This window comes from Nostoc sp. DedSLP04, assembly GCF_034530775.1.
In the GTDB taxonomy this organism is placed as follows: domain Bacteria; phylum Cyanobacteriota; class Cyanobacteriia; order Cyanobacteriales; family Nostocaceae; genus Nostoc.
In genome coordinates this window covers 1-20,368 of the sequence record NZ_JAVRCL010000079.1, presented here as the reverse complement: position 1 = coordinate 20,368, position 20,368 = coordinate 1, and the positions used below count along the sequence as shown (strand labels likewise).

Sequence of the window (20,368 nt, the reverse complement as noted above, 5' to 3'; positions counted from 1 at the left end):
ACAAGTTACAGACTATTAGAGATAAAAGACTTTTGAGAAAGTTTTAGCAAGTTTGCAAATGTTTTGCTGTTGTTAAGCGGTTATTTAACTTCCTGAATAATCACCAATAATTTGATTTTCTTAAGTTACAACAGTATCTACCTTATTTACAACGCATTTAGGACTACTGTAATGCCACCAATTGGGATCGCTAGTCGCTCAACTTCAGTCAAACAAACTACAACTCCTAAGCTATGGCTAATGTTGGTGGGAGTCAATCAATATCAAGATGACGGACTACCCAGCCTTAGTTATTCAACAGTAGATTGTCAGGGTTTAGCAGAAGCGTTGGTAGATGCATCTGCACAATTTACTCAAACAGAGGTAAAGATATATCATGATTTTGCACCGCAACCACCATCTTTAGAAAACATCCGTGCCAGTCTGCGGCAAATTACCACTGCGGCTCAATCTATTGATACTATTTTATTTTATTTTTCTGGACATGGAATTGTAGAACCAAACGCGCAGCAAGCATTTTTGTGTTTGGCAGATACTCAAAAATCCGATCTCCAAAACACAGCTTTAGCTTTGCAAGAAGTTTTGCTATTGTTGGGTAATAGCGGAGCGCAAAATCAGCTTGTTTGGCTAGATGCTTGTCATAGTGGCGGGATGACACTCAGAGGTACAACAATAGAACCATTGCTGAATGCTACACCAAAAATGGTTGAACTCTTACAGCAGCGTGCTGCTAAAAGTAAAGGTTTTTATGCTTTGCTTTCCTGTGATACTAACCAGCAATCTTGGGAGTTTCCCGAATTGGGACATGGGGTATTTACTTATTATTTAATGAAAGGGTTGCAAGGTGAGGCAGCAGATAGCCAAGGCTTAATTTATGTGGATAATTTGTATCGATACGTATATCATCAAACTCTCCAATATATAGATAAAAGTAATCAACAATTGCGGCTGATTAATCAGCAGAAAAAAACTAAAGGAGAAACTCAGCTTTTTCGAGAATATCCGTTGCAAACTCCTAAACGAATTGTTGAGGGAGTTGGGGAACTAATTGTCGGGAAAAGATTAACTCAGGCAACTCTTGGAGTGCATCGCCGGATAGGAATAGTAGTGGAGGGATTATCAGTCAGCAAAACAACACTAGATATTAGCAAATTTCTCGGAAGTTCTGGAGATTTTGCACTAGAGTATTTGCCAGCAACAAAAGTATCTGCCGATCGCACCAAAGAAGCGATCGCTCGTCATTTACAACAACCAGCATCAGAAGTGATTCTGCTTTATCTGCGCGGACGAATTGAAGAAACAGAGGCAGGCGAATGGTTATTGCTGGCAGAAAATATCCGCATCAAGCGTTCTTGGTTGAAACAACAGCTACGCCTCTGTACAGCTCAACAAATTATTATCCTCGATTGTCCTGTAGCTAATACATCCTTGCAAGGTTGGGTAGAAGATTTGCAAATTGACTCCCACCAAGGACAATGTTTAATAGCCTACGCCTCACCTGCTGAAGAACCAGAACGCTTTGCCCAAAAATTTCTTGATACTTTGATGGCGGCAACGCATACAGATGGACTCTCAGCTGCCGGAGCGATCGCTCAACTACAATTATCCTTAGCAGGTAGCGGTGTTCCTCTTTACATCTGGCTATCAGGCACGCAAGGCATTATAGAAATTCTCCAAGCAAAAACTTACACGAACACACCAGAAACAACCACAGGATTGGATTTGGGGGTATGCCCATACATGGGACTAAATGCTTTTTTGGAAGAAGATAGTCAGTATTTTTACGGTAGAGAAGCTTTAACTCAGCAGTTAATTCATCAACTACGCGATCGCTCTTTTCTAGCCGTCATCGGTGCTTCTGGAAGCGGCAAATCTTCAATTGTGCAAGCTGGTGTAATTCCCCAACTGCGATTGGGTAAACAAATACCCAGCAGCGAACAATGGTGGATTGGAAGTATTCGTCCAGGGGCAAATCCGCTTGAAGCTTTAGCGCGGCGGCTTGGGGGAGTGGAAGGGGAGCAGGGGAGCAGAGGGGCAGGGGGGGCAGGGGAGGCAGGGGAGGCAGGGGGGGCAGGGGGAGTAAAAGAGCAAAAGAATTATTCTTACCCAGTTCCCAGTCCCCAATCCCCAGTCCCCAGTCCCCAATCCCCCCATCTCTTGTTAGAGGGAATATTTCACCAAGGGGTAGAGGGATTTGTTTACTGGATACGCAACCAACCCTATCGAGTTGTGGTGCTAGTGGTAGATCAGTTTGAGGAAATCTTTACTCTAGCTCCGACTCCAGACAGAGAGCTATTTTTAGAATTATTGCTGGGAGCGGTGCAATATGCTGGCGATCGCTTCAAATTAATTATTACTTTACGGGCAGATTTTATTGCCTCCTGTTTAGAAGTACCAGCACTGGCTAAAGCTTTGCAGGATTTGAGCGTGTTAGTTCCACCGAAACTAAGTTTAGATGATTATCGGCGGGTGATTCTCAACCCGGCTCAACAAGTCGGGTTAAAAGTAGAACCAGAACTGGTGGAAGTATTGTTGCGAGAGCTAAATCACTCACCAGGAGATTTACCGTTACTAGAATTTGTTTTAGAGCAATTATGGCAACATCGAGTTGCTGGTGAGTTGACTTTACAAACTTATCAAGAGCAACTAGGTGGAATTCAAGGAGCATTAGAGCGATCGTCTCAGGCTGTTTACGAAAATTTAGATCCCCAAATGCGAGAGTGTGCTAAATGGATTTTTTTATCTTTGACACAACTAGGTGAGGGTACAGAAGATACACGCAGGCGGGTACATAAATCAGAGTTGATAGTCAAAAAATATCCCGCCGCATTGGTAGAAAAAACCCTCAACGCCTTAACTACTGCCAAGTTAGTGGTGATGAATTTAGAAGAAGAAGTAACAAAAGGACAAAGTAGACAAGGCGAACCAGAAAACATTTCTCCCCCTGCCTCCCCTACCTCCCGGTCACTGAGCGTAGCCGAAGTGCTACTCCCCTTCTCCCCTTCTCCCATCACAGTAGAAGTTGCCCATGAAATCCTCATCCGTCATTGGTCAACTTTACGCTGGTGGTTAGAAGAAAACCGCGATCGCTTGCGAAAACAAAGGCAAATTGAACAGGCTTCCCAATTATGGCTGCAACGTAGTCAGCAAGCTGATTTCTTGCTGCAAGGAGTGCGACTAGCAGAGGCAGAAGATATCTATATTAAATATACCGACGAACTTTCTGCTGATGTACAACGGTTTATTGAAGCTTGTTTAGTACAAAGAAAACAACAGCAACAACAAGAAAAAACCAGACTCAAGCAAGCCCAAAGGGCTGTAGTTGCACTCAGTATTTTGGGATTAGCGGCTGTCTGTTTCGGCTCTTTAGCCTATTGGAAATCCCAAGCAGCCCAATTGCGAGAAATTGAAGCCTTAAATGCGTCATCTCAAGCCAATCTTTTATCACATCAGCAGTTAGAAGCATTAATTGCCAGCGTCAAAGCAGGTAAACAGCTAAAAAACACTTTTGGCGCACCAGCCGAGGTGCAAACTCAGACTCTCAATGTTTTACAACAAGTAATTTCTGGAACCCAAGAACGCAACCGTTTGGAAGGGCATGGCGCTGAAGTATCGAGCGTGAGTTTCAGTCCTGACGGCAAAACAATTGTATCGGCTAGCAACGACAAAACGGCCATAATTTGGGGACGGGATGGCACAAAGTTACGAACATTAACAGGGCATACTGATATAGTACGGAGTGTCAGTTTCAGCCCAGATGGTCAAACGATCGCAACTGCTAGTTTTGATCGCACCGTCAAGCTGTGGAGAACTAGCGACGGTGGTTTAATTAGAACACTAAAAGGTCATACTGCGGAAGTTCTGAGTTTATCTTGGTCTGCCAACGGTGAGACGATCGCTACTGGTAGCGCCGATCGCACTGCTAAAATTTGGCAAGTTAGCAATGGTCATTTGCTCAGAACTTTTAACGGATCTAAGGATTTTGTTAATAGTGTCAGTTTTAGCCCTGATGGTGAAATTTTGGCGATCGCTAGTGCAGATAAAACTGTTAAACTTTGGAGGGTTAGCGATGGATTGTTGCAAAAAACCCTACTTGGGCATAGCGCCGGAGTTTCCAGTGTCGCTTTTAGCCCCGATGGTCAAATAGCTTCAGCTAGTGAAGATAAAACCGTGAGACTCTGGCGCAGAGATGGCACACTGCTGAGAAGTATTGCAGCGCACAATGCAGCAGTTCTTAGCGTTAACTTCAGCCATGATGGTCAAACCCTAGCTTCCACCAGCGCTGATAGCACAATCAAACTTTGGAGTTCTCAAGACGGCTTTTTACGCCAAACTTTATTAGGACATAGCATTGCAGTCTACAGCACCAGTTTTAGCCCAGATGACCAGACCTTAGTTTCGGCTGGCGCTGATAAAACTGTTAGACTTTGGCAACGAGATAATCCTCTATTCAAAACTCTCACAGGATCTCAAGGTCAACTCTATAGTGTGAGTTTTAGCCCCGATGGACAAACTCTAGCCACCGCAGGTCAAGACACTACGATAAAACTTTGGCAGCGTGACGGAACTTTGCGCCAAACTCTGGAAGGCTATAATACTTCAATTTATGGACACAGTAAGGAAGTCTACGGTTTAGCCTTCAGCCCTGACGGCGAGACATTAGCCTCAGCAAGTCTTGACCATTACATTAAACTTTGGCGGACTCGTGACGGCTATATGATTAAAACCCTCCAAGGTCATCAGCGCGAAGTCAATAGTCTCAGCTTTAGCCCAAATAGTCAAATTCTGGCCAGCGCCAGTGCTGATATGACCATTAAACTTTGGAATATTCAAAGAAAAGCTTTAATTAAAACTCTCCAAGGACACACGGCTGAAGTTTTGAGCGTTCGTTTCAGCCCTGATGGTCAAGTACTGGCCTCAGCTGGTAGAGATAACAAAGTTTTGCTTTGGAGAGTTAAGGATGGCAAGTTGCTGTATACTTTGTTAGGACATACTAATGCTGTCAACGCCATCAGTTTTAGTCCTGACGGTCAAGTACTCGCCTCGGCTAGTGCTGATAAAACTATCAAACTCTGGCAAGTCAGCAATGGAACTTTACTACAAACTCTTACAGGACATACTGATGCCATCTACAGTGTCAGCTTTAGTCCTGATGGTAAAATACTCGCCTCAGCGAGCGGTGATGGAAGCATTAAACTTTGGAACCGTGATGGCAGAAAACTCAAAACTCTTCCAGGACATACTGATGCAGTATTGAGCCTCAGTTTTAGCCCCGATGGGAAATTTTTGGCTTCTGCCAGTTTTGATGGTACAGCTAAACTTTGGCGTCTTCAAAGCACAGAACTGCAAACCCAAGATTTAAACAATCTACTGATTCGCAGTTGTAAATTGCTGAAAGATTACCTCAAAACTAACCCGAATATTAGCGACCAAGAACGGGGTTGGCTATGTTCAGATTTACGGAGCTAGAATCGATCGTATTTTGTAAACCTGTACCCAGTTGCAACAACACATCTTTGCGAGGAGGTCTGGGCCCAGGGCCTTTTACTGGCGAGTTCCCACCGGTTGGCCCCGGTGATTGGCCATCTCCTGGGTTCCTGAGTTGATTCTCAATTACAGGAGTTTGAAACTCTCCTTTTACCAGAACTGGTTGTAAATTACCAACTTTAGGTGTAATAAGTTGTACAGGATTTGCCAAAGTAGGTAATGCAGTGAATAATATCGTTGGTAATGCGATCGCTAAACTCAAAATTTGCTTTTGCATATCAAGCCTTTTTCCTGTTTAATATATACTTTCAGCTGAACTACTAGGGAGCCTGTACCTCTGTAGATACTTAGCTACAAAGGCAAGCAACAGTATTCCAGATTTTGGGTTTAAAACCCTTCACTGACTTAATAGATCCAGTTGAGTGTTTTTATGCAGTTTTCTGAGTAGTGTTTCCAGAACTGAGGCCAAAGCCCCGATTGGGCGGAATGGATAGCGTGATAGTCCCGTTTCCAGTCTGTGCGATCGCAAATACAAGGGTGATAAAGTTCAATTAACAGCGATACAAGAGATGGCTGTTAACTAAACTTTTCGATCAGTCTATACAGTTAGTGCCAGCATACTAGCTTTATTGTATAAACCTACCAATTTCCTAACTGCGCTGCTGACTCAGCGCTTTTCTTATCTGACTATCTTTTCATATTTCAAGACTTAAGTTATTAAATCTCACCTTATTTTGATATCATGTCCGCTATACACAGCAAGGCTTTTCGATGTCACGGCAGACTTCGCCGATTTATTCTGCCACTTTGTGACCTGACCCGATGCGACAAAAAAAGTAGCTTTTTACTGGATTTGAAATGCTACTGTGAAAAATAGTTATATTGCGATCGCCTCTGGTGGGCGGTTACGCCATCGCTAAATTCTCGGCAATTCTTTGTTATGTCTATGTTTGGATATGGTATTAATTAATGCTCATCTGTGCTAATACTCAAATTCCTTTTCCCCGTTCCCTGGTTTATGCTACCTATCGTGACAAACTGGTTGAACTAGTTCCCTATATGCCAAACGTGCGCGACATCGAAGTTAAATCACGTAGTGAAGTAGGCAGTAATATTTATACTGTTAATGAGTGGCATGGTGGTAGCGAAATTCCAGCAGCAGCCAGAGTTATCCTCAGTGAAGAAATGCTCTCGTGGACAGAATACAATACGTGGAATCAGGCTCTATTTACAGTTGAATGGCGTATTGAAACTCACGCTTTCACAAAAGCAGTTAAGTGTTCTGGCAAGAATCGCTTTCTATCAGACGGCAATACGACAATAATTGAAAGCCGTGGTGAACTAGCAATTGACCCAAAACAAATCAACGGAGTACCATTCTTCCTCACAAGTACAATTGCTAATGTAGTTGAAGATTTTTTAGGAAAAAATATACAACCTAACCTACTAGCAATGAGTGCTGGAGTGCGCCAGTATCTAAAGCAAAATGCCAGAGATTGATCCCAAATCAAGAGCGTTAAATTGCTTAGTGGTATCTTTCATGTACTAGACTAAACAGCGATCGCTCTATTTTCCTCTCTACGAGACGCTACTCGCGTTCGCTTGATTGGGGGCAGGGTAAAAAACTTGAGAGCAATCTTTTTACTGGCTATGAATAGTTGTTACATTGTGCTTTACATCACTTTATAAGTTATGACTCAAGGTGCTAAAAGAATTGTTGTTGGATGGTTGTGTCTACACAAGAGTCTAACAAGAGTTAATTTCTTTACCGCCTAAGAGAATTTCATGCTCAAACACATATCCAGAATCGTAGCCGTCTTCATCTTAACTGTGGGGTCTGCATTTACATCTGTTGCTGCATTACTGGCAAGTGTCCCCAATGTGGATATGAGTTTGACCGCGACTGGTCAGCGCGGGTGCATTGGGATTGCGCTGAGTGCGGCTTTCTGGATGATATTGTATAGAACCCATTTGATATCTCAGAAGCGGCGACAAGCGTTTATTTGCTTAACCGAGCAGTATCGTAACCAGATGAATTTCCTCATCCACTATGAATAATGCTATCGAGTTGGAGTTCAAGATAGATAGTTTTAAATCCACTGTTGTTTAGAGATTCACCAATTTGGTAAAAACCGCGTTTGAGATAAAGCATCCGAGCTACGTAAGAAGAGGGATGTTCCCAAGTATACAAACGTAAGTACCTTTTTAGTTTTGCTTGTGCTAAGTCGATGGTAAAGTCTAATAGCTCTTTTCCAATTCCTTTTCCTCGAAATCGTGATGCTACACAAAACCAGCCTAACCAGTTAGCTTCTTGTTCGTCTTCGCTTTTGCAGTATAACCCAGTCAACCCAATTACTTGGAAAGATTCCTCATCGATAGCAACCCAGTAATTGAGTTGAGTAATTCCGCTGTTTGAAAACCATTGAGCATATTCATCTAGATATAAACTTGCCACCAGCGATTGCCCATCACTACTATTACTCACGCCTGGAAAAACCTCGTCTCTTAACTGAATTGCTTGCTCCAAGGTTGCTATCGATAATGATTCAATATACATAGCACTAGTCACTCAAACTTAAAGTAGCCATACCTATATCTAGGCTACTATCTCAATTAATCTGTAAATTTTTCGGTGAGCAGGCAGTACTTAAGTGGTAACCATCATTCCTGCCATTCTTCCTCTTTATCCCGAAAAACTAATTCTACCGTAGCTTTCTTACCTAATTTGCTTTTCCTCTTTGAGTTTGTTTTTTTGTAGTTGAGCATGGCACTAAATCGAAACGAAATACGAGCAAGTCCTGAATCTGAATGCTGTTTTCGTAGCTTGGCTGAGGTAAATACCAAAAGTAGTCCTGGCGCACACAATCCATCCGAAATCCACACTTTTGATAAAAAGCAATGTTGGCAATACTTGAATTAGATGTGCCAACGAGCATCTGCCTCTTGCCGCGTTGCCTTGCCTCTTTAACCAACCAAGCAATGAACTCCTTACCTAAACCCTGCCCTTGAAACTCACGGGCTATAGCCAGTTCCATAATTTCGCAGGGATCGCTGCGCCATTTCATTGTTGCTGCACCAACCAAGTGTTCGCTGTCGTCCATACGATATACAGCATCAACGAGGTTAGCAAGCCCCCATCGCAGTGCACGCTCCGATTGTTCTGCCAACAGTAGTATCGGAATCAGCGCCTCAAGTTCGTCGTCAGGAGCTTGTCGAATAGCGATCGCCATTCATATTCCCCTTTAATCAGAATTTATTTTTCAAAACTATAGTACCAAGTTGAATTAATCGATTTGACACTCAAAGCCGAATAGCATGCTTGTAAAGCTGAAACCTGGTCAGGGCAGGGGTTAGGGTGTAGGGTGTAGGGTGTAGGGTGTAGGGTGCAGGTTTAAAGCCTCGCCCCACGCGCACGAAAAATCCTTATTTCGCAAGGCAGGTAAAAGCCCCACCCACAAGGGGTGGCTTAATTTCCCTACACCCCACACCCAATACAACCTGCACCCTGTTCACTTTTCTTGATTTTTCCCTACACCCTACACCCTACCCCCAACACCCTGCCCAGACGAGCTTTCAGCTTTACAAGCGTGCTATTCCACTCAAAGCCTAATACCAATTCACAATTAGCATCTTTTGAACCTAAGACTTTAGAGCAACCGCCAACAACGGGGAGAAAACGCCGGAAAAAACAAACCTGTAACCCCGCCCCAACGGGGCTTGATCATCGCTTCAGGAATCTGACAAACTAGCAAGATAATTGCGCCACCCGCCATACTGGGAAATATCTTGTGCATCGGGAATCACATAGGGTTCACACAAAAATCCTTTGACTGAGGAACCGTCTCCCAGGTCTAAGGTGCCAATCACTAGGGGTGGGGGTACTGCGGCGACAAAAGTACCAAAGCCTTCTGCACTCAGTTGCCAAACTTCTATTTCAATGCCTACCCCAGAACCATCAAGAACTTTTATTAATCCAGGTTTGGGTGGTTGGGTATTGGCAAGGGCATAAAAACGATAGGTAGGGGCGGTTTTGCAGGTTTTTAGTAGGGTGGCATGGCGCTCTTGCAGTTGATAGTTTAAGGGTTGTCCAGTGAGATGAGCGCCAACAACAGCAATAGTAATCAAATTAGTGGATGTAATTGTCATGGGGAAATCTTTAGAGAAGTTGTTTTGCCATAAGTAACGCCCATCTGATGGTGATAGCGGATACCCAATTGGCACAGGGATAAATCTTGAAAACTTTGCCCGATTAAAGTGATGCCAGTAGGCAAACCGTTGGCACGAAAGCCAGAGGGAAGGGCGATCGCACACAAGTCCATCAAGTTGACAAAGTTGGTGTAGTAGCCCAGGTTAGTGTTGAGAGCGATCGCATCAGCTTCTACTTCCGCTTTGGTGTAGATTGTCCCGGTGGTAGGTAACGCTAGAATATTGACTTTTTGCCACTGCTGTGCAGCTTCTTGCTTGAGTGCTTCTAAAGCGTAAAAACCTTTGAAAGTATCTACTGCTGTGTAGCGTAAACCATTGCTAATTATTTGGCGGACAACGGGATGCATGGCATCAGCTTGAGTTTCAAAAAATGATTGGATAGCGGCGAGCCGTTCTGCTACCCAAGCACCGGAGTAGAGTAAATCAGCAGCTTGCTGAAAGGGCTGAAAATCAATTTCTACAAGATTTCCGCCGATCGCTTTTAACCTCTGTAATCCTTGCTCATACAAATCTGCTGCGGCTGCATCACCGAAGAACTTCAATTGATCTGGCTTGGGGACTCCAAAGGAAAATGATGATGGAATTGCTGCGGTTTGTGGTGGAATTTGACGAGAATAACTATCGCTGGTATCAAAGCCACCGGCAACTTGCCAGACGATCGCAGCATCTTGGCAATTCAATGTGAAAATGGAAACGCAATCGAGCGAACGACAGGCAGGCACTACGCCGGAAGTACTTAATACACCTCTGGTAGGCTTGAGTCCGACAATGTTGTTAAACGCTGCTGGAACTCGTCCAGAACCAGCTGTATCAGTGCCTAGAGAAAAGCTTACTAACCCCGCCGCGACTGCCACTGCCGAACCAGAACTAGAGCCACCGGAAATATAATCGTCGTGGAAAACACTGCTACAGGCTCCATAAGGCGATCGCACCCCAACTAACCCCGTGGCAAATTGATCGAGATTGGTTTTGCCGATCAAAATTGCCCCGGCTTGCAGTAAGCGATCGACTACCGTTGCCGTCTTTTCTGGAATGTAGCTGTAGGCTGGACAGGCAGCAGTCGTGGGCATTTTCGCCACATCGATGTTATCTTTCACGGCGAAGGGGATACCGTAGAGGGGCAAGTCATCTAAATTTCTGCCAGCAAGAACTTGAGCTTGAGCGATCGCTTCTGCTTGTGGTAATAGATGAATCCAGACAGCATCGTTTCCCCGTGCAGCAATCCGGCGATAAATTTCCTCAATGACATCCGTGGGTTGCAATTGAGCGGATCGATAAGCTGTAAGCAGCGATTCAATATCCAGGCTGATAAAGTCCGTCATGGTGCTTCTCCTCGGATAATTGCTAATATCTGTCCGGCGGTGACGAGTTGCCCCGGTTCGCAGAGGACTTCTACTACCGTTCCTGGATCGTCTGGTAACAGAGTCATTTCCTGTTTCATAGCTTCCAACACGATCGCACTCGTGTCTTCTGTAATGCGATCGCCTGGTTTGATTAACACCTGCCAGACATTTGCTGTTGTTGGGGCGGTTAGAGCGTAGCAATCATCAGGAATAGTTGTTGTTGCTGCTGGTGGGGGGTCGGCGGCGACAAGTGTGTTTTCATCTTCGGCTGTAGCTGTCCAGCGATCGCGTTCTTCTCGAAAGGCAATTCGCTGGCGGGTTTGGCATGTCATCGTTTCTTGGGCAATTTCCTGCAAAAACTGTTGATAGTCGCCAAATTTAAACGTGGTTTCTTCAACTTTTAGTTTGAACTTGCCTTCAATAAAATCCTCTCGGTGGCGCATTAACTCCTCGTGAGAAACTGGATAAAACCGAATTTGATCGAAGAATCGCAATAGCCAGGGTTTACCATCTTTAAAATCTGCGGTTTGTTTGTAGCGATTCCACATCTGCACGGTGCGTCCAACAAACTGATAGCCACCCGGCCCCTCCATACCATAAACGCAGAGATATGCACCACCGATGCCAACTGCATTCTCAGGAGTCCAGGTACGGGCTGGATTGTATTTTGTGGTGACGAGGCGATGACGCGGATCGAGCGGGACTGCCACTGGCGCACCGAGATAAACATCGCCTAAACCCATCACTAAGTAACTGGCATTAAAAAGAATTTCTTTAACTTCTGCAATGCTACCCAGTCCATTAATCCGCCGAATAAATTCAATATTGCTAGGACACCACGGTGCATCTTTTCGCACCGACTGCATATATTTTTGAATGGCTAGTTGAGTAGATTCATCATCCCAGGATAACGGCAGATGTACAATACGAGTTGGCACTTCTAGATCGGAAATATCCGGTAGATGAGATTCGATGTTTTGTAATGCGGTAACTAAATTTGATTGCGAAATGATGCGGCTATCGTAGTGAATTTGTAGCGATCGCATTCCCGGCGTTAATTCCAAAATCCCATCAATCGGGTTCTTTTGCAAATGAACCATTAACTCATGCACCCGGAAACGCAACTTTAAATCCAGTACCAAATCTCCGTATTCAATCAGCAAATATTTATCGCTAGCTTGACGGTAAGTAACAGCAATTTGCTCATCAGTTGCGGGAATTTCTGCCACAATTGCCTGATATTCGGAACCGTCAGCCTCCAGCGTCAATGCTTCCTTTAGTTGCAAAGTTTGGATTTGTCGATCTAACTGTAATTCTTGGTGCAATGCTTGCTCAAAGGTGAGGCGACGGAATTGCACCGTATTGCCCGGTTTGAGTTGCCCAATTTTCCAGAGTTGTGCTTCGGCGATCGTTGCTGGACAGACAAAACCGCCTAAACTCGGCCCATCCAAACCCAGGATGATTGGCATATCTCCGGTAAAATCAATTGTCCCAACGGCATAAGCATTGTCGTGAATATTAGAAGAATGTAGCCCCGCTTCACCGCCATCTTGCCGCGCCCAGGTTGGTTTTGGCCCAATCAAGCGAATTCCTGTTCGCGCTGAGTTGTAATGTACTTCCCAATGAGTATTGAAAAAAGTCTCGATGTCTGCATCGGTGAAGAAATCCGGCGCACCGTGAGGCCCATATAAAACGCCAATTTCCCAATGATTTGAGTAGGTGGGAATCAATTCGGGGGAAATGGGCTGCGGTTGGGACGTAGAGGGATGCAATTTCAAGACATCACCTACCTGTAAGGCTCTGCCGCCATGTCCACCAAACCCACCCAGAGTAAAAGTTGCTTTACTGCCTAAATAATCGGGTACATCAAACCCGCCTTGCACGCTAATATATGTACGGAAACCATCGCCCTGAATGTTGCCCAACCGTAGCGTACTTCCTGCTTTTACCGGAACTGCCGTCCAATAGGAAATCGGCTGTTTATCTAGGGTAGCTTTCATCTGCGCTCCCGTGAGGCAAATCACAGTGTCGCAATTGAAGCGTAGAGCGGGGCCAGATAGCGTACACTCCAACCCAGCTGCCGATTCTGAATTGCCTAAAATCCGGTTGCCCAACCGAAACGCTAGAGAATCCATAGGGCCAGAGGGCGGTACACCGACATTCCAGTAGCCCACTCGTCCAGGATAATCTTGAATGGTGGTCATTGTGCCTGCAACTAGCACATCAATTGTGTGAGGGCGATAGGTAAAGGTATTAGTAAATTTTGTGGTAATATTGCCCTGAATAAACGTAGAATCGGCAATAATTTGGCGCAGATATTCCAAATTGGTTTCAATGCCGTCGATGCGAGATTGGGCTAGGGCAGTTTGGAGAGTAGCGATCGCATCTTCTCTTGTTTCTCCATGCACAATTATCTTCGCCAACAATGGATCGTAAAACGGCGACACTTTTGTGCCAGTCGCAATCCAAGTATCACAGCGAATGCCAGAAGCAAATTGCACTTGAGTTAACTCACCCGAACTCGGCTGAAAATTTTTATTTGGATCTTCGGCATACACCCGCACCTGAATTGAATGCCCTTGCGGTTGGTACTGGTAGGATGTCAACTCCAGCGACTCGCCCGCTGCCTGACGCACCATCCACTCTACTAAATCCACACCTGTAATCGCTTCTGTTACGCCATGTTCCACTTGTAAGCGAGTATTCACCTCTAAAAAGTAGAACTGTTGGGTATCTACATCGTAGATAAACTCAACCGTACCCGCCGATTGATAGCGAATTCCCTGGCCGAGTTTAACGGCAGACTCATACAAGCGCTGCCGCAGAGTATCACTAATGTTCGGTGCAGGGGCTTCTTCAATGACTTTTTGATTGCGCCGTTGCGTTGAACAATCGCGTTCACCAAGGGCAACGACATTTCCTTCACCATCACCAAAAATTTGCACTTCAATGTGCCGCGCCCGTTCGATGTATTTTTCTAAAAATACTCCACTCTGGCTAAAATTATTCCGACTTAACCGTTGGACATTTTCAAATAAGTCTGCCAAAGTGTCTTCACTCCGGCACAACTGCATTCCAATACCGCCACCCCCTGCGGTACTTTTGATCATCACAGGGTAGCCAATTTCTGCTGCTGCCTGTTTCACCTCTTGCAAATTATCTAGCAACAAACTACCGGGGACAAGTGGCACTCCAGCAGCTTGTGCGATCGCTCTTGCTTCATGTTTGAGTCCAAATCGCCGCAGTTGATCGGGTGTAGGGCCAATAAAGACAATCCCTGCTTCAGCACAAGCTTCGGCAAATGCTACATTTTCGCTCAAAAAGCCATAGCCGGGATGAATCGCCTCAGCACCGGTTGCTTGTGCAGCCGCCAAAATCGCCTCAGTCCGAAGATAACTTTGCGCCGCCGCAGCTTCTCCCACACAGACAGCTTCCCCAGCCGCAGCAACATGGGCAGCATGGGCATCGGCTTGGGAATAGACTGCAACCGAGGCAACACCGAGGCGATCGAGGGTGCGAATAATTCGGCAAGCAATTTCACCCCGATTAGCAATCAAAACTTTGTTGAACATCAGCGCTAAGATAATTCGTAATTCGTAATTCGTAATTCGTAATTCGTAATTACGCTCGCGGACTCTTTCGCGCTACGCTAACGTAATTAAGTTTTGTAGGATGTGTTACGCCGCAGGCTAACGCACCTTACTAAGCTAAAAATCTTTTAATTTGCATCCTCAAAAAAAGGAATCTCTTGTGGGGTGGGCATCTTGCCCGCCCTAGTTGTACAAATTAAATGCGCGATAGCCTACACTGCGTCCCAAACAATCAACCGGATTGGTGTGGGATTATAAGCATTGCACGGGTTGTTGATTTGCGGACAGTTAGAAATCAACACCATCACATCCATCTCTGCCCGCAGATCGACGATCTTCCCGGCTTCTGAAATACCATCGACAATTTCCAATGTGCCGTCTTCGCTAACGGGAACATTCATATAGAAATTCACATTACTAACGAGATCGCGTTTGTTCATCTCGTATTTGCTCAGTTCCAGCAAATAATTCTCGACACAAGCGTGCAGATGCTTCTTGTGCAGCCCATAACGCACTGAGTTGCTTTCCATACTACAGGCTCCACCCAAGGTATCGTGTTTGCCACACTGATCGTGGATGACAGTCATCATCACGTTGCCTTCGTTGGAAATCAACTGAGTGCCTGTAGTAATGAAAATGTTGCCTTGACGGACAATGGTATCGGGAGCGCTATAACGCTCTGAGGAATCATAAGCGTTGTAAAATAATGTATCAACGGCTTGATTGCCTAGTAAGTCGATAATCCGTAAAATTTGCCCTTTTTTGATGATTTTAGACCAGGGCTGACGGGCAGCCAACTCGCGATCGTAAATTGCTGTTGCTGGATCGAGTTCAATGGGTAATGTTGCGACCATAATTAGGACTCCTGTGCTATTTTCAAATGCAAAAAAATTAAGTTACAGATTCCAGCCCAACTACTCTTGAGCAAACAACGCATCAGTGTTAGTGAAACCACGAATCACTTGTTCGTTTGCAGTGCGGCACAGATCGTCCGGTGCAGGTGCAGACGATTTCCAAACGGTAAGCTGAATTGGCTTAGGCTTATACACTGTATCGGGGTGCAATACATGGGGACAGTTGGAAATAATTACCAACACATTCATTTCCGCCCGCAAATCAATAAAGCTGCCGGGTTTTTCCTCGCCTGCGACATATTCCAAATCTCCATTCGGACGCACTGCCACCCGGCTAAATAAATTGAGGTTAGGCATTAAGTCTTTGCGGGTTAAACCGCGCTTGCCCAAAGCCTTGAGAAAATTGTTGCGGGAGTTGTTATAATCGCTTTCCCCATATTTGTTGTAAGACCCCTCGCCGTATTTTGCAGCGTTGCTAGCAGCATTGCTGCAACCACAAATCAGATCGTGATAGCCGGAGGTATCCTCTGTGATGGAGAACAAAATGCGTCCCATGTCAGAGTAAATTACCATGCCCTTTTTGAGGAAGGCGTTGAACTGAATCTTGGCGGTATCTGCCACATTAACCCGCTCGATGGGGCTATCCGCGTTGTAGCAAATCATCGAAACACCCTGAGATCCTTCCAAATCAGTTACACGCAAGGTGTTTCCCCGTTTGATCGCGTAATGCCAATACGCACCACCAGGCAGCTTTTCATCAAGCAAAATCAGGCTCGGATCAATTACCCCCATATTCGGCAGAACAGATGCTTGCACCATAAAATCCTCTTGTTACGGTTGGACGATCGGTTTAGGAATTGCCAAAGGCTCAACCTCTGGAATTGGAGAAACTACTGACTCAAATAACAAAGCCCAGGAGATTACCAATACAGTCATACTGTCTGGCTCTCCCGGGCTTTTTTCCCGCCGTGTGACCGACTCGCTCAGAGTCGGCTGCTTCTCTTGGACCAGCCATCACACACAAAGGCGCGATCGGAACCCTAGAAGCTCATCCTTATTCAGTTTGTAATTTGAGTTTGCTAAACTTCGACAATATTGTAAATAGGGCGTTTCCTATTTAGGTTAGCATTTTTACACAATATTTGTTCATTATGTTTTTAGCAGGAGTAATCAAAGAAATTTGTATCCGTAATTACTTTTTAACAGTTTTGTGCAGCTAAAAATTATCTGAATCTGCGATTGAAAAGCAATAAAGTGGCAGGTGCGATCGCTCTGAGGCAGCGATCGCTTTTTTGAAAAAAACCATGCAAATATCAACAAATCCTCACCTTTTATTTAATTATCGTATCATTTAATACAATTTGGGAATTCACTCGTTGTTAGAGTGTTCGGTGAAAAGAAAAAACAAATGTAGGTTTTCAGTATTCTACTTGTTCTAGATAGTAGGTTCTTAAATGAGCAATTGTCTGGACAATTTAAAAGTTTAATTGAACGCAAAATTTATAGACTTCTAGGGTTCCGGTTTGGGTTAAACGGAGCAAGTGTTGAACTTGTTTCTGGATTAGATACAAATGCTGGTCCAAGAGAAGTCGGTAAGCTAATTGGTTGTGAATTTTGAGCGCCTAATTAGTTTATTACACGGCGGGGGAAAAGCCCGGGAGGAAGTTTTCAGCTATTAAATGCTGAATGATTCTTTCCGGGCTTTGTTATATCAATTCGAGTTTATTGCCCTTTACCTTATTATTTGCAATTAAAAAATATTATTTTGCCTATGAAAAAGCGATCGCTCCTCACAACTTGCCTGTTATTTTTAGTTGTTATGTCTTTAGCTGTAAGCTGCACAAACCCAGCAGTATATATTAAAACTACCACCGAAGCCGAGGCAGCAGCAGCCGTTAACAGCAAAGCTAGAACGATAAACTTGGGTTTCAGCGCTTGGCCGGGTTGGTTTCCCTGGCAAGTTGCTCAAGAGCAAGGAATTTTTAAAACTAAAAATACAACCGTTAACCTTAAGTGGTTCGATGGCTACCTTGAATCCATTAGCACCCTTGCAGCCGGACAAATTGATGCCAATAGTCAAACCCTAGGCGATACGCTCAGTTCGGTAGCAGGAGGCGCAGATCAAGTCGTGGTGCTAGTCAACGACAACTCGACCGGCAACGATAAAGTCATCGTCGCAGGAGGAATCAACAGCGTTGCAGATTTGCGTGGTAAAAAAGTGGCTGCCGAAGAAGGCACCGTCGATCACTTTTTGCTGTTGCTGGGCATGAAACAAGCTGGCTTAACGCCCCAAGACATTCAGTTTGTGCCTTTGGAAACAGGAAAAGCGGCTGCTGCTTTTGCTGCCGGTCAAGTTGATGCAGTTGCCGTTTTTGCACCGTTTACAACACAGGCATTGCAGCGATCGGGTAGTAAAGAATTGTTCAGTTCTAAAGACTTTCCGGGTGCAATTTCCGATCACTTGGTCGTGTCGCGTAAATTTTTGAATGAACATCCCAAAGAAATTCAGGCACTTGTTGATTCTTGGTTTGCCACGCTCGATTACATCCGGGAAAACCAGGATCGTGCCTACATCATCATGTCAAAACGGGCAGGTGTGCCAGTTGAGGAATACAAACAATATGCCGATGGTACGCGCCTTTTCACAGTTGAAGAAAATCTGAAAGCTTTTCAACCTGGCAACAACATGGCTTCTTTACTGTATGCTACCGAGCAAATGAGCCAATTTCTGATTGATGTGGGGTTGGCGAAAAACAAACCGAATACAACATTTTTATTTGACGATCGCTTCGTTAAAGCCTATATGCAAAAGCGAACTAAGTCTGGATAAAACTAGCAAATTCGGTGTTACTTGTCTGCCTGAATCCCTCACCCCAAATTTAAACGATGAGCCACAGCACTCCGCCTCGCTCGCTCCAACCATTCACCAAACCAAAAACCATGAAATCTACGGTTTTTTGGCGGCTGGTCGAAGATATCCCTAAGCCCCTTTATACAGTATTAACCATTACTTCGATTGCCCTGCCACTATTGCTCTGGTGGGCAGTAACCAGCTTCGGCAACATCGATCCCAAGTTTTTGCCAACGCCAGCGAAAGTTGCAGAAGCCTTTGAGCGCTTGTGGATGACACGCGAACTGCTCAAAGACACTGTAGCAAGTCTTTGGCGGGTTGCTGTTGGCTTTTTGTTAGCAGCAAGTTTCTCAATTCCAGTTGGGATTTTGATGGGGAGTTTTCCCAGCATTCGCGCTTTATTAGAGCCGCTATTTGGTCTAATGCGCTATATGCCTGCACCCGCCTTTATTCCACTGCTGATTCTCTACTTGGGCATTGGCGAAGAACCGAAAATTATGCTGATTTTCATCGGCGTGTTTTTCTTCAATACGTTGATGGTGATGGATACTGTAAAGTTTGTGCCTAAAGAGTTGATTGAAGCAACCTATATGCTGGGTGGCGATCGCTGGGCAACACTAACTCAGGTGATTTTACCGCACGTTCTTCCCGGCATTTTGGATGCTTGCCGGATCAACTTAGCTGCCGCTTGGCAGCTTGTGATTGTGTCAGAACTAATTGCCGCAAACGAAGGATTAGGAAGACGCATTAGCGTTGCCGGTCGATTTTTACGAACCGATGAAATCTTTGTTGGACTAATTGTGATTGGCATCATCGGATTGACATTTGATTTGTTATTTCAGTATCTGCTTCGCGTCACCTGCAAGTGGACAAATCAGCAGCGATAAACAACTCGATAGAACATTTAACCTAGAGAGGCTAAACCAATGTTTTTACAAGTCAATAAGCTCAACAAACACTTTTCGACTCAATCCGGTACGCTCGTAGTTCTCAAAGATATTAACATGGCAATCGAGCAGGGCGAATTTATTTGCGCGGTCGGTGCCTCCGGTTCCGGCAAATCCACGCTACTCCGCCAAATTGCTGGACTCGATAGCCCGACATCGGGAGAAGTACGCATTGATGGCAAGCAGATCGCTGGCCCAGGCCCCGATCGCGGCATGGTGTTTCAGAACTACACGCTCTATCCCTGGATGAACGTGCAAGAAAATACCGAGTTTGGACTCAAACTGCAAGGCGTTCCTAAAAAAGAGCGACGCGAACAGGCAAGCTACTTTCTCAGCATCGTCGGCTTGTCCCGCTTTAGCGGTTCGCTACCCAAGGAGCTATCGGGTGGGATGAAGCAACGTGTTGCGATCGCCCGCGCCCTTGCGTCTGAACCTAAAGTGTTGCTCATGGATGAGCCGTTTGGTGCGCTCGATATCCACACTAAAGAATCGATGCATGAATTTATACTTGACCTCTGGCAGCGCACCAACATTACAATTTTCATGATCACCCACGATGTCGAGGAAGCCGTTTTCCTGTCCAACCGCATCTATGCCTTGGGTGCTTGTCCTGGCACAGTACGCAAGGTGATGACCATCAATTTGCCGGAGCGTAGCCCCACGATCAAGCGTCATTCCACCTTCCACGACTATCGCGATGAACTGATGGATCTGCTGCGGCAACATGGCAAGGAAGCCGTTGCAGCATAAGATAAAAAATGGTTCAATACTTTCGCTAAATACAGAGTATGAAGCAAGCCAAAGTCGGTCAACTACATAGAGGGCAAGGAGCTAAATTAGAAACGCTCACTTTTTCTGTTCTCAATACCGCTTAGAGTTTAACCGAACTGTATTGAGTGTAGTTGTACTTATATTATTAGTGACTAACACGACTTCACTAAGAAACAGTTCATCCCGATTTAGCCATCGCTCGAAAATCGAATCGCGCTCATCATCAATGGCTCGATCGAAATGTGGTGAGAAATCCGTGCTAACCCGCTTTCCCAATTGGACTTTCGCTACTTGTGATCCGTTCATGTCTTAAAGGTAA

15 protein-coding genes and 1 riboswitch are annotated in these 20,368 nt (G+C 45.0%); of the genes, 6 read left to right on the top strand and 9 right to left on the bottom strand.

Annotation, left to right across the window (positions count from 1 at the left end; genetic code table 11):
• Positions 1–171: 171 nt before the first annotated feature.
• On the top strand, positions 172–5,469 hold the full coding sequence (locus RMX89_RS30665; RefSeq protein WP_322691598.1) for a caspase family protein: 5,298 nt from the start codon (positions 172–174) through the stop codon (positions 5,467–5,469).
• Here RMX89_RS30665 and RMX89_RS30660 read toward each other — a convergent pair.
• Positions 5,423–5,764, bottom strand: a complete 342-nt coding sequence (locus RMX89_RS30660) for a hypothetical protein (protein ID WP_322691597.1) — start codon at positions 5,762–5,764, stop codon at positions 5,423–5,425. The two genes, RMX89_RS30665 and RMX89_RS30660, sit on opposite strands and share 47 nt — an antisense overlap.
• A gap of 692 nt (positions 5,765–6,456) precedes the next feature.
• Here RMX89_RS30660 and RMX89_RS30655 point away from each other — a divergent pair.
• On the top strand, positions 6,457–6,987 hold the full coding sequence (locus tag RMX89_RS30655) for a hypothetical protein (protein ID WP_322684030.1): 531 nt from the start codon (positions 6,457–6,459) through the stop codon (positions 6,985–6,987).
• Between the two features lie 285 nt (positions 6,988–7,272).
• Positions 7,273–7,545, top strand: a complete 273-nt coding sequence (locus tag RMX89_RS30650; protein ID WP_322670128.1) for a hypothetical protein — start codon at positions 7,273–7,275, stop codon at positions 7,543–7,545.
• Here RMX89_RS30650 and RMX89_RS30645 read toward each other — a convergent pair.
• From RMX89_RS30645 to RMX89_RS30615, 7 genes are all read right to left on the bottom strand, one after another.
• On the bottom strand, positions 7,529–8,044 hold the full coding sequence (locus RMX89_RS30645) for a GNAT family N-acetyltransferase (protein ID WP_322691596.1): 516 nt from the start codon (positions 8,042–8,044) through the stop codon (positions 7,529–7,531). The genes RMX89_RS30650 and RMX89_RS30645 overlap by 17 nt on opposite strands.
• A gap of 163 nt (positions 8,045–8,207) precedes the next feature.
• A complete protein-coding gene (locus tag RMX89_RS30640; protein ID WP_322670130.1) occupies positions 8,208–8,717 on the bottom strand; it encodes a GNAT family N-acetyltransferase in 510 nt (169 codons plus the stop codon).
• 499 nt (positions 8,718–9,216) lie between these two features.
• On the bottom strand, positions 9,217–9,633 hold the full coding sequence (locus RMX89_RS30635; protein WP_322691595.1) for a hypothetical protein: 417 nt from the start codon (positions 9,631–9,633) through the stop codon (positions 9,217–9,219).
• Complete coding sequence (atzF, locus tag RMX89_RS30630; RefSeq protein ID WP_322691594.1) at positions 9,630–11,015, bottom strand: allophanate hydrolase; 1,386 nt, start codon at positions 11,013–11,015, stop codon at positions 9,630–9,632. The genes RMX89_RS30635 and atzF overlap by 4 nt, the downstream gene beginning before the upstream one ends.
• Positions 11,012–14,608 carry an urea carboxylase gene (uca, locus tag RMX89_RS30625; RefSeq protein ID WP_322691593.1) on the bottom strand — a complete coding sequence of 1,199 codons (3,597 nt, stop codon included), beginning with the start codon at positions 14,606–14,608 and terminating at the stop codon, positions 11,012–11,014. Before uca ends, atzF begins: the two co-directional genes overlap by 4 nt.
• A 230-nt stretch (positions 14,609–14,838) precedes the next feature.
• Positions 14,839–15,480: an urea amidolyase associated protein UAAP2 gene (locus tag RMX89_RS30620; RefSeq protein WP_322684024.1), complete on the bottom strand. Its 642-nt coding sequence runs from the start codon at positions 15,478–15,480 to the stop codon at positions 14,839–14,841.
• A 60-nt stretch (positions 15,481–15,540) separates the two neighbouring features.
• Positions 15,541–16,299, bottom strand: a complete 759-nt coding sequence (locus RMX89_RS30615; protein ID WP_322691592.1) for an urea amidolyase associated protein UAAP1 — start codon at positions 16,297–16,299, stop codon at positions 15,541–15,543.
• 126 nt (positions 16,300–16,425) lie between these two features.
• A riboswitch (guanidine-I (ykkC/yxkD leader) is annotated at positions 16,426–16,535 on the bottom strand.
• Positions 16,536–17,251: 716 nt separating this feature from the next.
• Here RMX89_RS30615 and RMX89_RS30610 point away from each other — a divergent pair.
• From RMX89_RS30610 to RMX89_RS30600, 3 genes are all read left to right on the top strand, one after another.
• Positions 17,252–18,310 carry an ABC transporter substrate-binding protein gene (locus RMX89_RS30610; protein ID WP_322691591.1) on the top strand — a complete coding sequence of 353 codons (1,059 nt, stop codon included), beginning with the start codon at positions 17,252–17,254 and terminating at the stop codon, positions 18,308–18,310.
• 110 nt (positions 18,311–18,420) lie between these two features.
• Positions 18,421–19,218: an ABC transporter permease gene (locus RMX89_RS30605; RefSeq protein ID WP_322691590.1), complete on the top strand. Its 798-nt coding sequence runs from the start codon at positions 18,421–18,423 to the stop codon at positions 19,216–19,218.
• Between the two features lie 39 nt (positions 19,219–19,257).
• On the top strand, positions 19,258–20,028 hold the full coding sequence (locus RMX89_RS30600; protein WP_322691589.1) for an ABC transporter ATP-binding protein: 771 nt from the start codon (positions 19,258–19,260) through the stop codon (positions 20,026–20,028).
• 111 nt (positions 20,029–20,139) lie between these two features.
• On the opposite strand, the gene RMX89_RS30595 is transcribed toward RMX89_RS30600, so the two are convergent.
• Complete coding sequence (locus tag RMX89_RS30595) at positions 20,140–20,355, bottom strand: hypothetical protein (RefSeq protein ID WP_322691588.1); 216 nt, start codon at positions 20,353–20,355, stop codon at positions 20,140–20,142.
• Positions 20,356–20,368: the final 13 nt, after the last annotated feature.

Coding starts and splice junctions, on each gene's coding strand:
- RMX89_RS30665 (WP_322691598.1), top strand. CDS start 172: ATGCCACCAATTGGGATCGCTAGTCGCTCAACTTCAGTCAAACAAACT.
- RMX89_RS30660 (WP_322691597.1), bottom strand. CDS start 5,764: ATGCAAAAGCAAATTTTGAGTTTAGCGATCGCATTACCAACGATATTA.
- RMX89_RS30655 (WP_322684030.1), top strand. CDS start 6,457: ATGCTCATCTGTGCTAATACTCAAATTCCTTTTCCCCGTTCCCTGGTT.
- RMX89_RS30650 (WP_322670128.1), top strand. CDS start 7,273: ATGCTCAAACACATATCCAGAATCGTAGCCGTCTTCATCTTAACTGTG.
- RMX89_RS30645 (WP_322691596.1), bottom strand. CDS start 8,044: ATGTATATTGAATCATTATCGATAGCAACCTTGGAGCAAGCAATTCAG.
- RMX89_RS30640 (WP_322670130.1), bottom strand. CDS start 8,717: ATGGCGATCGCTATTCGACAAGCTCCTGACGACGAACTTGAGGCGCTG.
- RMX89_RS30635 (WP_322691595.1), bottom strand. CDS start 9,633: ATGACAATTACATCCACTAATTTGATTACTATTGCTGTTGTTGGCGCT.
- atzF (WP_322691594.1), bottom strand. CDS start 11,015: ATGACGGACTTTATCAGCCTGGATATTGAATCGCTGCTTACAGCTTAT.
- uca (WP_322691593.1), bottom strand. CDS start 14,608: ATGTTCAACAAAGTTTTGATTGCTAATCGGGGTGAAATTGCTTGCCGA.
- RMX89_RS30620 (WP_322684024.1), bottom strand. CDS start 15,480: ATGGTCGCAACATTACCCATTGAACTCGATCCAGCAACAGCAATTTAC.
- RMX89_RS30615 (WP_322691592.1), bottom strand. CDS start 16,299: ATGGTGCAAGCATCTGTTCTGCCGAATATGGGGGTAATTGATCCGAGC.
- RMX89_RS30610 (WP_322691591.1), top strand. CDS start 17,252: ATGAAAAAGCGATCGCTCCTCACAACTTGCCTGTTATTTTTAGTTGTT.
- RMX89_RS30605 (WP_322691590.1), top strand. CDS start 18,421: ATGAAATCTACGGTTTTTTGGCGGCTGGTCGAAGATATCCCTAAGCCC.
- RMX89_RS30600 (WP_322691589.1), top strand. CDS start 19,258: ATGTTTTTACAAGTCAATAAGCTCAACAAACACTTTTCGACTCAATCC.
- RMX89_RS30595 (WP_322691588.1), bottom strand. CDS start 20,355: ATGAACGGATCACAAGTAGCGAAAGTCCAATTGGGAAAGCGGGTTAGC.